This window comes from Flavobacterium sp. UBA7682, assembly GCF_002482945.1.
GTDB lineage: Bacteria > Bacteroidota > Bacteroidia > Flavobacteriales > Flavobacteriaceae > Flavobacterium.
Genome location: NZ_DLGY01000049.1, coordinates 1 through 14,746 on the forward strand (window position 1 = coordinate 1; position 14,746 = coordinate 14,746).

16 protein-coding genes are annotated in these 14,746 nt (G+C 37.7%); 2 read left to right on the plus strand and 14 right to left on the minus strand.

The window, feature by feature from the left end:
- Window positions 1-39: 39 nt before the first annotated feature.
- A complete protein-coding gene (locus B3C16_RS15025; protein WP_291133024.1) occupies window positions 40-1,140 on the minus strand; it encodes a pyridoxal phosphate-dependent aminotransferase in 1,101 nt (366 codons plus the stop codon).
- Window positions 1,141-1,218: 78 nt separating this feature from the next.
- Between B3C16_RS15025 and B3C16_RS15030 the strand changes: the two genes are divergently transcribed.
- The gene (locus B3C16_RS15030; RefSeq protein ID WP_291133026.1) at window positions 1,219-1,554 is read left to right on the plus strand and encodes a hypothetical protein; all 336 of its coding nucleotides are present in this window, start codon (window positions 1,219-1,221) and stop codon (window positions 1,552-1,554) included.
- Window positions 1,555-1,702: 148 nt separating this feature from the next.
- Here B3C16_RS15030 and B3C16_RS15035 read toward each other — a convergent pair whose 3' ends face one another.
- The 9 genes from B3C16_RS15035 to clpB form a co-directional block, all read right to left on the minus strand.
- Complete coding sequence (locus B3C16_RS15035) at window positions 1,703-2,644, minus strand: hypothetical protein (RefSeq protein ID WP_291133028.1); 942 nt, start codon at window positions 2,642-2,644, stop codon at window positions 1,703-1,705.
- A 302-nt stretch (window positions 2,645-2,946) separates the two neighbouring features.
- A complete protein-coding gene (locus B3C16_RS15040) occupies window positions 2,947-3,741 on the minus strand; it encodes a hypothetical protein (protein WP_291133030.1) in 795 nt (264 codons plus the stop codon).
- A 149-nt stretch (window positions 3,742-3,890) separates the two neighbouring features.
- Window positions 3,891-4,805 (minus strand): YihY/virulence factor BrkB family protein, encoded by a 915-nt coding sequence (locus B3C16_RS15045; RefSeq protein ID WP_291133032.1) that lies wholly within the window; start codon window positions 4,803-4,805, stop codon window positions 3,891-3,893.
- Between the two features lie 8 nt (window positions 4,806-4,813).
- Window positions 4,814-5,206 (minus strand): hypothetical protein, encoded by a 393-nt coding sequence (locus B3C16_RS15050; protein WP_291133034.1) that lies wholly within the window; start codon window positions 5,204-5,206, stop codon window positions 4,814-4,816.
- Complete coding sequence (locus B3C16_RS15055; protein ID WP_121313905.1) at window positions 5,203-5,556, minus strand: hypothetical protein; 354 nt, start codon at window positions 5,554-5,556, stop codon at window positions 5,203-5,205. The genes B3C16_RS15050 and B3C16_RS15055 overlap by 4 nt, the downstream gene beginning before the upstream one ends.
- 11 nt (window positions 5,557-5,567) lie before the next feature.
- The gene (locus tag B3C16_RS15060; RefSeq protein ID WP_121313904.1) at window positions 5,568-5,858 is read right to left on the minus strand and encodes a YtxH domain-containing protein; all 291 of its coding nucleotides are present in this window, start codon (window positions 5,856-5,858) and stop codon (window positions 5,568-5,570) included.
- A gap of 220 nt (window positions 5,859-6,078) precedes the next feature.
- Window positions 6,079-6,627, minus strand: coding sequence for a ferritin-like domain-containing protein (locus B3C16_RS15065; protein ID WP_291133037.1), 549 nt, complete (start codon window positions 6,625-6,627; stop codon window positions 6,079-6,081).
- A 26-nt stretch (window positions 6,628-6,653) separates the two neighbouring features.
- Window positions 6,654-6,866: a hypothetical protein gene (locus B3C16_RS15070; RefSeq protein WP_121313902.1), complete on the minus strand. Its 213-nt coding sequence runs from the start codon at window positions 6,864-6,866 to the stop codon at window positions 6,654-6,656.
- Window positions 6,867-7,131: 265 nt separating this feature from the next.
- Entirely contained in the window at window positions 7,132-9,735 is a 2,604-nt protein-coding gene (gene clpB, locus B3C16_RS15075) for an ATP-dependent chaperone ClpB (RefSeq protein ID WP_121313901.1), read from the minus strand.
- Between the two features lie 178 nt (window positions 9,736-9,913).
- Here clpB and ytxJ point away from each other — a divergent pair, with 178 nt between their 5' ends.
- Complete coding sequence (ytxJ, locus tag B3C16_RS15080; protein WP_291133040.1) at window positions 9,914-10,300, plus strand: bacillithiol system redox-active protein YtxJ; 387 nt, start codon at window positions 9,914-9,916, stop codon at window positions 10,298-10,300.
- 63 nt (window positions 10,301-10,363) lie between these two features.
- Here the strand turns inward: ytxJ and B3C16_RS15085 are convergent, their stop codons facing one another.
- The 4 genes from B3C16_RS15085 to B3C16_RS15100 form a co-directional block, all read right to left on the minus strand.
- The gene (locus tag B3C16_RS15085) at window positions 10,364-11,551 is read right to left on the minus strand and encodes a hypothetical protein (RefSeq protein ID WP_291133041.1); all 1,188 of its coding nucleotides are present in this window, start codon (window positions 11,549-11,551) and stop codon (window positions 10,364-10,366) included.
- Between the two features lie 68 nt (window positions 11,552-11,619).
- Complete coding sequence (locus B3C16_RS15090; RefSeq protein WP_291133043.1) at window positions 11,620-12,414, minus strand: hypothetical protein; 795 nt, start codon at window positions 12,412-12,414, stop codon at window positions 11,620-11,622.
- Between the two features lie 5 nt (window positions 12,415-12,419).
- Window positions 12,420-13,712 (minus strand): threonine synthase, encoded by a 1,293-nt coding sequence (gene thrC / locus B3C16_RS15095; protein WP_291133045.1) that lies wholly within the window; start codon window positions 13,710-13,712, stop codon window positions 12,420-12,422.
- Between the two features lie 75 nt (window positions 13,713-13,787).
- Window positions 13,788-14,720: a homoserine kinase gene (locus tag B3C16_RS15100; protein ID WP_291133047.1), complete on the minus strand. Its 933-nt coding sequence runs from the start codon at window positions 14,718-14,720 to the stop codon at window positions 13,788-13,790.
- Between the last annotated feature and the right edge of the window lie 26 nt (window positions 14,721-14,746).

Consider the following 14,746-nt stretch of genomic DNA (forward strand, 5'->3'; position numbering starts at 1 on the left):
TTTTTAAGCACAGTTCTTTGTTAGGCGCTGTTTTTATATTTACTCTAATGCTTTAATAAATTGTTTCATTTCTGTCATTGTACCAATGGTAATTCTTGACCATTTTCCTTTTTCTTCGTAAATCTTTGTCCCAAGAATATTGTTCTTTTTTAACTGCTCAAAAAAGTCTTTGTTATAATTTTCTAATGAAAAATAGACAAAGTTTGTATGCGACGGAATACAACGTATTTTTAAATTCTCCAATTGTTCAATTGTGTATTTTCTTGCTTCTGCATTAAGCAAAATTGTTTCTGCTACAAATTTATTGTCCTTTAACGAGGCTAAAGCTCCTGAAGCTGATACTATGCTTACACTTCCATTTGTAGAAAATTGTAATTGGCTCATTTCCATTATGGTTTCCGGATGTGCTATTGCATATCCAATGCGTGAACCTGCTAAACCATATATTTTTGAGAAGGTTTTGGCAATAATTATATTTTTATTCTCTGTTACAAGATTGGCAAGTGATGGTTGGTCTGTATAATCCAGGTAGGCCTCATCCACTAAAACTTTTGTTCTTTTTGTGGCTTCCTTTATAAAATTTAAAAGTGCTTCACTTGCACAAATTGTTCCCGTTGGATTATTAGGATTACATATATAAATCAATCTCGTATCAGAGTCAATGGCATTTAACATTGCTGATAAATCATGCTTTTTATCAGCGGTTAATGGGATTGCAATTTTTTTAAGCCCTGCGTTTTCAGCGGTTATTGTCCAATAATCAAAAGTAGTTTCCGCAATAATTAAATTTCCTGTTTTTTTTGAGCAATACAAAGCAACTAAATTTAAAATTTCCGAAGAACCCGCACCCAATAATATGTTTTGATCAGTTAAATTATGTTTTTGGGCAATTTTTCCAATTAGTTCGTCTGTCAATTCCCAATCATAGCGATTACTGACATTTATACTATCACTCATTGCATTTCTTGCCAATACTGATGGGCCATAAGGATTTTCGTTTGACCTTAACCGAATTAGGCTTACATTTTTTTCTTCAATGAGGTCTTCTTTTGTTGGAACTGCAAAACTCTCAAACGGAATAATCCCTAAACCTACAATCCCTAAACTTGTTTGCTTTAACCAATTTCTTCTATTTCTCATAGTGAATTTTTAAAATTTTAATATCACTCAATATGTCTGTTATTTTTAAATTGGTTACAATTTTCAGTTGGATTTCAGTTGCTAGAAAATAGCACACAATGTGCTGCGGTTTTGCGCATTTCCAAACTTCATGATACCTTTTCTGAACTTCGTGATGCCTTTTCAGACTTTGTTGACAGCTTTTCGGAAGTTCGTGATGTCTTTTCAGACTTTGTTGACAGCTTTTCGGAAGTTCATGATGTCTTTTCAGACTTTGTTGACAGCTTTTCGGAAGTTCATGATACCTTTTCGGACTTGGCAGGTATCTTTTCAGACTTTTCCCATGTCGTTTCAGAACTTTCCCATGTAATTTTAGAACTTTCCCATGTCATTTTGGAAACTTTAGCTTCTTCTTTTGCACAATCCGAAAACTGACGCATAACGTGCCGCAAATATATCAGCTACGACTATTTATTACTTATGATTCCAAATATAAACTTCCTTTTTGAATTTTCAGAGAAAACTAGGGATAATCCCAAGCCACGCAATTATCACAAACTGCTTTTAGCTGTAGTCATTTTTTTTAGAAAAATGGTTTGTCATTCAGAGAAGATTCAGAAACAGTTTTCTTTAATTTGTATTTTTCCATAATATCAATGACTAATTCTGAAAACCATGATTGTGCGGTTGGCGACACATGAATAGTTTCAATTAACATTTCTAAATCAACTGGCATCAATTTTCCAAATCCTTCTATTTCCTTATCTTGACGAATTATTGCTCTGATCTCATTTTCGTGCATAAAGGATTTTCTTTTGTACCAAAAAGGCTCAAAAAAATGTGCAAATGTTTCGTCAAAATTGATATAATTAATCCGTCCAATGTCGATATCAGGATCAGATCCAAGTGCTTCATATAATCTTTTGTAATTTGTTTTTATTGCAATACCATAATCAAGTGACGTATAAAGTTTCCACATTGCTTCTGATTCAAACTGGTTTTCGTGCCAACAATTTACTCCAGTTTTCGATTTCCTTTCAATAGCTTGTAGTTCCCAGTTTTGAAGATTTTTTTGTGCTTCTTCCTCAATTTCTTTATCAGGTCTATTTTTGTCGTTAGAAATTTTTTTAGAAATATCGATAAGATATTTTAAATAAATTTCATCCCATTGTTCTTTGTTTTTTAGTGTACCTCTTGCTCCTTCAAATGGATCATCAAATTTATCTGCTCTAGTAAAAAATAAAGACTTCGTTTTTAACATAGAAACAAACTTTGGTAAATCCATGAATTTCCAAAGTATCTCATCTTTTTTTGGACTTTTATACGGTCTTTCCCCATAAAATCGTTTCAAATGTTTTTTTGTTAAATATTTTTCACAACACGAGCCGACTGATAACATTTTATTTTCTTTTGAATAGCCAAATATCACTTCCTCATCTGTCACATAAGTTCGATTACATTTGCTGCAAGCATCGTAATTTTCTTTAATAAATCTATCGACTTCTTTTGTAATTTGAAAGTTCATTTAATTGTATGGGTTAAAAAATGATTGCTGCCAACGTCCCGATAAGCATTATAAATCAACTCTATAATCTCTTATCTAAATTAGTATTATCAAATTTAACACATTTAAAAGTGAGAATCAATCCCCATTAGTAGTGATTTATAGCGAAGTTATTAACATAAATTTCTTATAAATGGAGTATCCTTCGACAAGCTCAGGATGACAATTAAGAAAAGGGACAAGACAGTTGATAGGAATACAAACTATAACTTTGCTCAGTGTACTTATTAAGTTTACTGCTTGAAACCTCAGCACCTTTTTCCTTACTCCGCTATATCCTGTTGCAACAGCAAAGTAGCACAAAGATTAGCCAGTAAAAACCGTTCTTCAAGGTTAGTAGGGGCAAGGTAAACCAGTCCGTTGTCCATGAGCGAAACCGCCGCAACAGCTTGGTTGTTAGGGTTGCATATTTCGTAGCCTACAGAGCCCATCCAAATGGGTTTTGGGCCTTTACTGGTTTGTAACTCGGTAATAGGTTTTAGCGTGTAGTATCGGTTTTGGTCATAGCCAAAGTAACCTACATATTGCTTGGCGTCCCGTTGCGAAGCGTTATTGTCGAGCACCAATTCCCAAGGTTTGTTGTCTTGGTTTACAAATATTTGGGCATAAAACATATAAGACTGATCAATTCCTTTACCGGTAACGTCTTTAATGATGTTAACGATGCTGTTTGGGTTATTGCCTACTAAAAGGCGTTCTGAAGCAAAGTCAGTAGCCGCATAAACATCGGTGTAGTTTTGCAGGCCGTCATTCATTTGGAACGCAAAGGTTTGGTAGCGGTTGCTGTTGTCTGCCGTAAGAATCTCCGGATAAAGAAAATCAACCACCGGAGAAACCGATACCGGCACACGGGTATTGCCGCCTTTAGTCCATGAGCGTTTTACTTTAGACGTGGTGTACTCGCCAAAAGTAAGTTTCTGATTGATTAAAATGCCTTGTCTGCCTTTGACCTTATACTCGGTTAAAGTGTTGATGTCGGCATGGCTAATAGCAGGTTTGAAAGGAGTACAGCTCATGACAATAAAGCATAGCGCTGCTGATGAAAGGTAGTTTTTCATGTGATTTTTGATTTGTTTTGATGGATGATTTTGGGAATTAGTAGGGGAAAGAGGGGAAATGTTACAAGGATAGGCAGTAGTAACTATTCGCAATCGCTACACACTTGTTAAACTAATGGCTATTGGCTAATTACTAATGCCTAATTGCGCTATTCCTTCACCACTTTCGTTTTCACTTCCACCACCTTAACGGCATGCTCATCGGGTGCGACTTTGCCGTCTGTTTTTTCGGCGTAGATGTGGGTGAATTCGGCACCAAAGAAGACAATCATAGACGAGTACGATGCCCAAAGCAGGATTAAGATGATAGAACCCGCAGCACCATAACCCGAACCGGGATGGGCTTGACCGAAGTATAAGCCTAGACCAAATTTGCCTGTTTCAAACAACAAGGCGGTTACTAAAGCGCCTACCCAAACATGTCTCCATTTTATTTTGGCATCGGGAAAGAATTTGAACATTACTGCAAACAGTAATGCCAATATGCCCAAGGAGACGATAAAATTAAAGAATTGAAGTACGACCAAGAATAGGGTAGAGAAGTAATAGGTAATTAAATTACTCAGTGCCGCCAGTGCCGCAGAGATAACTAATGATAGGATAAGGATAAAAGCCATGGCGATAATTACGCCGAAAGAGAACAGTCTTGTTTTAAGAAAACTTGCGATTCCCGATTTAGACACATCGGCTTGAACGTTCCAAATGTTGTTTAAAGATTTTTGGAACTCTACAAAGACACCGGTGGCGCCTACTAAAATAGTAGTTATCCCAATGATAGTCGCCCAAACGGAGTTTCGGGATTGGGTAGCTTTGGCAATAATGTCTTGAATTTGCAGTGCAGTATCGGCACCCATAACGGCAGTGAACTGTCCGGTTATTTGTCCGTTAACCGCTTCTTGACCAAAAAAATAGCCTGCCAGTGTAATGATTACGACCAGTAATCCGGGCAAGGCAAAGATGGCATAATAGGCTATAACGGCGCTTTCTTTAAAGGGATCTCTGTCCCACCATTTTTGGGCAGTGATTTTTAATATGGTAAAGAAATTTTTGAAACGAGTAGTCATTCCTTTTTTCAATTGGTTTTACTGCTTTTTTTGTTGAAGAAACTTTTAAACATATTGCCTGCAATGGCTGAAAAGCCTCCGGTGTATTTGGAAACCAAGTTGGTTACCGCAAATTGAACAACGGTTCCTATTACTTTTCTAACCGGGCTATGTGAGCTTCCCATCACAAGTTTTTTACCCATAATACCGGAAGTTAGACCAATGGCACTACTGACCATGTTGTCTTTGATATCGGGTGTATTGGTCATATTGTGAAAGACGTTTTTAATGATGTTGGCAGGTTTCAAACTTTCATATGTCAATTCAAACTGCTCTTGCAGTAGTCGCAAGTCGGTTTCGTTTTGTGCTTGGGCAACAAGAATCATCTGGTTTAATTCTTCGGTTTCGTTGTTGGTTTTCATAGCACTTTTTCTTTCATCATTTTTTTAACAATCGAATTGCTGATAGGATGTTTGATCCATTGGTAACGGTAAATGTGAAGCATCAATGCCATTAAAGCATAGAAGCCGCCAATGATTAAAAATCCATAGAATACTTCGCCCAGTAATTTGCCTACCCAAATGGATATCCCGATATTAATAATTACGATTGACAATACAACTGTCATGATAACAGTAAGACGAGCCAACATTGAAGATACAACGTCTGCCGACTTGTCTATGGCATTAAGCTTAAACAATTTGACGGTAGATTTGCTGTAAACTTGAGCGCGCTCAAAAAGCGTTTCTATGGGTGTTGCATTGTCAATCATAATAGGCTTATTTATGATTTATAATTAGACATCGTATTGGCGGCCTCTTTTTTTATGTCTTCAAATTTAGCTTTTCCATTTTCGGCTATTTCTTGTGCGTCATGTTTGGCACTTTGAAACTTTTCCGATACTGAATCAGCAAACTCTTTATACTTTGATTTTAAATCATCAGCATAATCATTTCCTTTGTCTGCAATTTGCTGACGCGTTACTGAACCTTTTTCGGGTGCAAAAAGAATTCCTAAAACTGCACCAACAGCTAAACCGGCTAATGTTCCTAATACTACTTTTCCTGTACTCATAATTTTTTTATTTACTTGTTATTAATCATTTTTAAAATCCAACTGTATTGTACAACAAAGGTCAACCTATTGGAATCAAAATATGTTATAATACTCTTTGATAAACTTTTAAGATTCACATGTTTGAGTGAGACTAAAGTTGACTGCAAATGGTACTAATCCAATCAATTGCTTACCATAGTTATCAGATTCATTGTTGTTGAAAATGAGTTTAGATAATTTATATCGCTTCAGAAGCGGCTTCCACATTAACTGCATCAATGGCTACAGTTGACAATTTTTCGTCAGCTGCTTTTTCTTCCTGAAGAGTTGCGGCTAACAGCACCACCACTCTGGTCAAATTTAGGGTTTCCCCAAACTGACGCAAGGTGCCATAAGTGGCCATTTCGTAATGCTCTACTTTTTGTGCAGCCGAAATGATTCCTGCATCTCGCATTGGACCTTCTTCGCATGACTTCATAATCTCGCCTGCTTCCTCAATCAAGCCTTGCATGGCTTTACAGGGTTTAGTTTCCGGTTTTTTGCCGAGGATTTCAAAGATTTGTCTCACGCGCTCTACATGATTGTGAGTTTCTTCAAGGTGATTGGTTAACGCCTCAATTAATTCTAAGGAGGAGGCATTTTGAATCATCGTTGGAATGGCTTTGGTTAGTGCTTTTTCTGCCCAATAGATATCCTTTAACTCATCGACAAACAACTTCATTAATTGTGATGATTTCATTGGCGGATGAGCTTGTTTTTGTTTTGTAGTTTTCAAAGTGTCTTTCATATTTATTATTGTTTAATTATTACTGATTATTTGTTTCGAGTATCGGCTTCTCTACTAGTTGTTTCAGTTGTAGTTTTTCTGTTTTTATCCTCTGATTCTTCCTTAGTTTCAGTGTGTTGGTTTTGGGCATTCTGACGAGTTTCAGTAGCCGATGGCGTATCGTCTAAATCCATATTTGTTCTCCCTTTTGACGCGCTTTCTCTTTGTGGACTGCGGTTGTCATTTTGATTTTTTTCCATTTTGATATAAGTTTAATTACAACTTATTGTTGTTTTGTAAAGTTGAACATATTAAAAATGAAAGGGTTGCGAAATTCTTTTTTTAAATTGTAATATTCCCACTTTGACCGTATACAGACGGGAAAGGCGAATAAAAAAGCCCCATTAGTCATTACAACTAATGGGGCTTTTCAATCAAACTAAAACCAATTTATTTATTTTAAGTTAAAAGAGAAGAAGGAAAAGGGATAAGTGTTTTTGCTTAAACGAGGGCAAAACTTATGTCTTATTCAACCAACTCACTTTGATTTCTAAATACCAACTGTCCATCAAAACTATCTAACAAAATAATACTATCTGTAGTGACTTTACCGGCTAAGATTTCCTTAGACAATTGGTTAAGCACTTCGCGCTGAATAACACGTTTTACCGGTCTTGCTCCGAATTGTGGATCGTAACCTTTTTCAGCTAAATAAGCAATGGCTTCCGGTGTGGCATCCATAGTGATGTTTTGCTGTGCTAGCATTTTGGTTACACTTTGCAACTGTAAGCCCACGATTTGTTTGATGTTGGCTGCCGTCAATGGTGTAAACATTACGATTTCATCGATACGGTTAATGAACTCCGGACGAACCGTTTGTTTTAATAGCCCTAAAACTTCCGTTTTTGCGGCTTCGGTTGCGGCTTCAATACCACCTTTAAGGTTTTCAAACTTCTCTTGTATAATGGCGCTTCCCATATTGGAAGTCATGATGATAATCGTGTTTTTGAAGTCGGCCAAGCGTCCTTTGTTATCGGTTAATCGACCTTCGTCTAGTACTTGTAACAAGATATTGAAGGTATCAGGATGTGCTTTTTCGATCTCATCTAATAAGATAACAGAATAAGGTTTTCTACGAACAGCTTCCGTGAGTTGTCCACCTTCGTCATAACCTACATATCCCGGAGGCGCACCAACTAAGCGGCTTACACTATGGCGTTCTTGGTATTCACTCATATCAATACGCGTCATGGCATTTTCATCATCGAATAAATATTCCGCTAAAGCTTTGGCCAATTCGGTTTTACCAACACCGGTGGTTCCTAAGAATAAGAAAGTACCAATGGGTTTCTTCATGTCTTGCAATCCGGCACGACTACGGCGTACAGCATCGCTAATGGCTTCGATGGCTTCTTCCTGACCAACAACTCTGTGATGCAATTCGTCTTCGAGGCGCAATAGTTTTTCTCTTTCGCCTTGCAGCATTTTGGTTACCGGAACGCCTGTCCATTTGGCTACTACTTCGGCTATGTCTTCGCGAGTGACTTCTTCTTTGATTAAAGAAGTTCCGGCTTGGTTTTCGGCCAATTGGGTTTGCAAAGCATCTAAACGTTCTTGAGCATCTTTTATTTTTCCGTAACGGATTTCGGCTACTTTACCATAATCACCATCGCGCTCGGCACGTTCGGCTTCAAGTTTGAAGTCTTCGATTTCCTGTTTGACCGCTTGGATATTGTCTACAACATCTTTCTCTGATTTCCATTTGGTAAAGATTTCGTTGCGCTCTTCTTTTAAGTTGGCTAAATCCATGCCCAAACCTTTCAGCTTGGTTTCATCATTCTCCCGTTTGATGGCTTCAATCTCGATTTCCAACTGCATGATCTTTCTGTCTAAGACATCGAGTTCTTCAGGTTTGGAGTTGATTTCCATACGCAACTTAGAAGCCGCTTCGTCCATCAAGTCAATCGCTTTGTCCGGTAAGAAACGGTTAGTGATATAGCGTTGTGATAACTCGACAGCCGCAATAATCGCATCGTCTTTGATACGCACTTTGTGATGGGTTTCGTATTTTTCTTTGATTCCACGCAAGATAGAAATAGCGCTTTCAGTATCCGGTTCATCGACCATTACCTTTTGGAAACGACGCTCTAAAGCTTTGTCTTTCTCGAAGTATTTTTGGTACTCATCTAAAGTCGTGGCCCCAATAGCTCTCAATTCACCACGCGCTAAAGCCGGTTTTAAAATATTGGCTGCATCCATCGCACCTTCGCCACCGCCGGCTCCAACAAGCGTGTGGATTTCATCTATAAAGAGAACGATATCGCCTTCAGCCGAAGTCACTTCTTTTACTACGGATTTCAATCTTTCTTCGAATTCGCCTTTGTATTTAGCACCGGCAATCAGCGCACCCATATCAAGCGAGTAAACGATTTTGTCTTTAAGATTTTCGGGCACGTCGCCATCCACGATACGATGGGCTAAGCCTTCGGCTATAGCGGTTTTACCAACACCCGGTTCTCCCACTAACATTGGATTGTTTTTAGTACGACGGGTTAAGATTTGTAATACGCGTCGAATTTCTTCATCGCGACCAATCACCGGATCGAGTTTACCATTTCTGGCTAGTTCGTTGAGGTTTTTGGCGTATTTGTTTAGTGCGTTATAAGTTTCTTCGGCCGAAGCAGAAGTGACTCTTTCGCCTTTTCTGATTTCGGCTATGGCGGCTTCCAATCCTTTTTCAGTTACGCCTTGGTCTTTTAAGATTTGGGCGACTTTGCTTTTCGATTTAAAAATAGCCAAGAGCAAATGTTCAATCGAAACGTATTCGTCGTTCATTTTTTTGGCAATGATGTTGGCTTCGTTCAATGCCGTATTGGCTTCGCGAGACAACATAATATCGCCACCGGAAACTTTCGGGAAGCTTTGCAAAGTGCTGTCGAGTATCTTCTTAAATAAATCGACATTGACATTGAGTTTCTTTAAGATAAAAGGCGTCACATTCTCATCGACTTCGAGTATTCCTTTGACAAGGTGCTCGTTTTCGATTTGTTGGTGACCGAAGCTTTGAGCGATTTGCTGCGCTTGTTGGATAGCTTCTTGAGATTTGATGGTTAAATTATTAATATTCATAAGTTAAATTTTTTTGTGTGTTGTTTAAAAGTTAAAACGAATTTTATAAAAATATATTTTAGTTAACTTTGGAGAGTAATCGACAATATGTGTTCCAAAACGAATATCAAGACAAAATGACCGATTTAGTTATAAATTTATGTTATTTTACAGTCAAAATGTCCTAAATCAAGTCAGAATGAACCTATTCAAAAATATATTCGGATCTACTGAATCAGAAAACACCAATTCAAAAGTAAATTGGAGACCATTGACCGATATGGGTCAATTGAATGAAATTATTAATGAATCCACCGAGAAACCGGTGATTATTTTCAAACATAGCACACGTTGTGGTATTAGCCGTATGACGTTAAAGCAGTTTGAGAATGAGTATGATTTAAACGATTTGGTGACGCCTTATTTTCTTGACTTGCTTCAAAACAGAGATATTTCCAATGAAATAGCTAACCGTTTTGGTATCGAACATCAATCACCACAATTGATACTAATCAAGAATGGCGAACCCATTTATAATGCTTCCCATGGCGATATTTATGCCGATGACTTGAAAAGATATATTTAAAAAAAACGCATTTGAATTTCAAATGCGTTTTTTATTGCTTTCTGTTGTCTGCTTTCAGCAGTTTTATTTCCTGAATTTATTTCTCGTGATGATGTCTTTCAGCTTATTCTTTAAATCGTTTCCGGTGTCGTAAACCATTTGCTCGTTAGAAGGAAAAGGCACCGCTCTGCGGTCGAGGTATTGGTAATAGTCTTGTTCGCAAGCACGTTTGTCACCACGTAATTTGGCATACATATAATTAAAAGTAAACTCACTGGCTAAAGGGAAAGTTTGTAATAATTGATTGTTTCTGAAATCAATATAATCAACTTTGGCGGTAACTTGACAGGCTTTGAATTGAGAGAATTCATAAACTTGAGCGCGCACAGTTCTCATATCATCTACTTTAATGTTGTTGCCTAAACTGTCTTTAACGATATTTCCATTAGCGTCGAGAAGGTTTTTAAGCCCAACTTTAATCAGTTTTTCTTTTTGGATTTCCTTTTCTTTAATTTGCTCCGGAGAAATATTGATTTGACGGAAGTTCACCACTAAGCCATAATCATAATCAATTCCTTTTACACGGTTGCTGTGGTAAACGGTCCATTTGTCATTTAAACCTAAGGTGCTAAAGTCTAATAAATCATTTTCCAAACGCACCGGAATAACCATATTGGTTTCGTTCTTCGTGTAAACATTGACAAAGTCAGTGCCTTTGAATTGGGCTTCTTCAATAAGTTTTTCGGTGTCTTTGAATCCGGGATTTAAACTTCTCAAATACAATAAATCATCATAAGCACGGCGAATGGTCATTTTGTCTTTGGTTACCAATAAAGCTTTCGAATTGTCATATAAGTATTTGGCTAAAGCATTTTTGCTGCTTACAATCTGATCAGAGTAATCGTCAAAAGGAAATTTAGCGTCGCGACCTTCTTTTAATAATTTCAACGGCAATAAAGGACGAATCTTTTCTTGGCGATTGTTGAGTTGTACATAAGTCTCATAAATTTTCTCTAAATTCTGCGGATTGGCATCTTTGAACCATATCTGGATGTTGCGTAAATCGCTTTCTTTGGCTTTTGCAAAAGCTTCTTCGAGTAGGTAAACATAATCTTGTTTGCCTTTAGCATTTTTGTTACCGCCACGTAAACCTTCGACTGCATTTTGAATGGCACCGTCGTAATCACCGGAAGTCAACATATCACGAGTTTGGCGAACGCCACAAGCAGAAACTATAATCAATAGTGCTAATAGAGAAGTAATTTTTTTCATTGGTTAGATTTTGAACAAATATAGGAGAAATCACTTTGTTTTTTGCAAACAAGATTCATTTTAGTTCGTCAATTTATAATGGTTTCCTTTTTCCGAAAAGCGACAATTACATCATATTCCAGTTTTCCTTTTTGAATATCCAACAGCACGGTTTGTCCTTCTTCTACGGTTTCAAAAAAAGATTCGGTTACTTCAAAACGTTCTTCAGATAAAGGCTTTGTTTGGAGAAATAACCAATGACTTGCGTTGCGTTTACCGCCGGTGCTTTTTCGTTTGAGGACAAATTCTTTAGTGCTTATTGAAGGCTCAGCGTAAAAATGGTTGACAAAACTACCTGCGGAAGCTGACCATAATAAGCCACCTATAAATAGGCCAAAGTGAACGGTATAGCGTCTTTTGCTCTCAAAGTAAACAGTTGGAGTTAATTTTTTGAGGATTATTGTTATTACACTCGCCACTGCAATTCCCGTAAATCCGGCTTTCCAAAACAAGTTGGTTCCACTGAGTGTGTTTTCTAGGTGTTGAAGTTCAAAAAGCAGGAAAACCAAACCGGTAAAAAAGAATCCACTTGAAAAATAATAGAGGAATCGGTCAAATAATCTAGTCTTCGTTTCTATGGTTGTAACCGGAGGAAAAAAAGAATCAATAATGAGTTGGGATAGGTATACAATCGTTATGATTTGATACATTCCGAATAAAAATAATAGCAGGACAACATAACTCAACGGCGGCTTTTCATCTGCCCATATCCAGATCGGTATTGCACAAAGGACTATGTATAAAAGGCGCTTATAAAAATCTTTTCGGATGGAGCTATCAAATTCCTGATTGTGGTTCAGGATTACTTTTTTCTTTTTAAGCATGGACATTACTGATTTTCCAAAAATGATTTCAAATCTTCATAAGTCTTAATCTTTGTCGAAACTTTTTCTTTCCCTAAAACACTTTCAATTTGTGTTGGAATTGGCAGTTTTAAATCCAATAAAGGTTCTACTACATCTAAAAATTTAATCGGATGTGCCGTTTCAAGGAATACACCGATGCTGTCCGGTTGTTTTTGCATTTCTTTTTTTAGTCCCAAATAGCCAACGGCGCCATGTGGTTCGGCAATGTATTGTGTGTTGTTGTAAATGTCTTTGATGGCGATTTCTGTTTCAGCATCCGTGAAAGCATAAGAAGAGAAGTCTTTTTCAAATTGGCTTAAATCATGATGATACAATTCCTGAATACGGATAAAATTACTTGGATTTCCCACATCCATTGCATTTGAAATCGTTGCGACAGAAGGTTTAGGGTCGTAGTTTCCTTTTTCTAAAAACCTTGGCACGGTATCATTGGCATTGGTGGAAGCTACAAAATGGGCGATAGGCAAGCCTAAACGTTTCGCCATAATGCCGGCACAAATATTCCCAAAGTTGCCACTCGGACAAGATAGAATAATGGGCTTGTCATATTTCTTCAATTGTTTGTATGCAAAGAAAATATAGAACATTTGCGGTAGCCAACGTGCAATGTTAATTGAGTTAGCTGAAGTTAGGTTTTTATGGTTTAACGTATGATCTAAAAAAGCCTGTTTGACCATATCTTGACAGTCATCAAATACACCATCAACTTCTAAAGCTTTTATGTTTTTACCCAGTGTAGTTAATTGACGTTCTTGTATTTCGCTGACTTTACCTGAAGGATAGAGTATGATTACTTCAACACCTTTTACATCTAGAAAACCACTAGCGACAGCACCGCCGGTATCGCCTGAAGTCGCCACTAAAACAGTTACTTTTTTATCGTCATTGCGATTAAAATAGCCTAAGCACCTCGACATAAATCGGGCGCCTACATCTTTAAACGCCATGGTTGGTCCGTGAAATAATTCCAAAGAAAAAATATCGTTTTCCACCGGAACACAAGGAAAGTCAAAGCACAAAGTTTCGGCTATGATGCGTTTGAGTTCGGCTTCCGGGATTTCGTCTCCTACGAATTGTTTGATGGCTTCAAAAGCGATTTCCTCCTGTGTAAGGTTTTCTATGTTTTGAAAGAAAGAATAAGGAAGCGGTGTAATGCTTTCCGGGAAGTACAAACCTCTATCGGGAGCCAAGCCAAGCACAACGGCTTTTTCAAAACTAACTCTCGGAGCATTCTTGTTTAAACTAAAATATTTCATTATTCGTAATTTATTCCGCTGCGCTTCATGCAATTCGCGGCTCAGGTTCTAATTAACTTCGTTCAATTCGGCTTTTTAGCCTCGGGTCGTAATTGTTTTAACTCCTTCATCATTCACTTTCGATATATGTATGTCAAAGGCAATTCCGGTATTCAGATAACTATTGCTCATCGCGTAAGCTACTTTTTCGGCAAATATTTGTCCTTTGCATAACGCAAAAATTGAAGGTCCGGCACCTGATATTCCTGAGCCGAGTGCTCCATTTTGTAAAGCAGCATTTTTAACTTCTTCAAAATTAGGAATTAATCTTTTGCGCAAAGGTTCGATAATCACATCTTGTAAAGAGCGACCAATGAGCTCGTAGTCTTTGGTATATAATCCGGCAATAAATCCACCTACGTTTCCCCATTGGGTTATGGCATCTTTCAAAGCCACAGTTGGAGAAAGCACGGCTCTCGAATCGGAAGTTTTGACTTCAATATGCGGATGCAATACCACCGCGTGAATTTCACTTGGGCTTTCAATTTTAATCACATCTAACGGATTATAACCGCGAACTAAAGTAAATCCGCCCAATAGACAAGGCGCCACGTTATCAGCATGTTCGCAACCACTGGCCAATGCTTCACCTTTCATGGCAAAATCAATCAATTCGTGACGTGTAAACGGTTTTCCGAGTAATTCATTAATACCAAAAACGGCTCCGGCGGCACTGGCAGAAGAACTCCCGATGCCACTTCCGGCTTTAATCTTTTTATGGATTTCAATTTCGAAACCACAATCGGGATTAGCGGCATTTACAATGGCAAGCGCAGCAACACCAGCCACATTTTTTTCGGTTTCTAAAGGCAAATCGGCACCGGTTATTTTGGTGATGCGAATGCCTTTTTCGTTAACCTTTCGGATAATCATTTCATCGCCAATGCCGTCTAAACACAAACCTAGCACATCGAATCCGCAATTGAGGTTGGCGATAGTGGCTGGGCAGAATATTTTAATCTCAGTCATAAAGTTTTAAAGTCATAATGTCATAA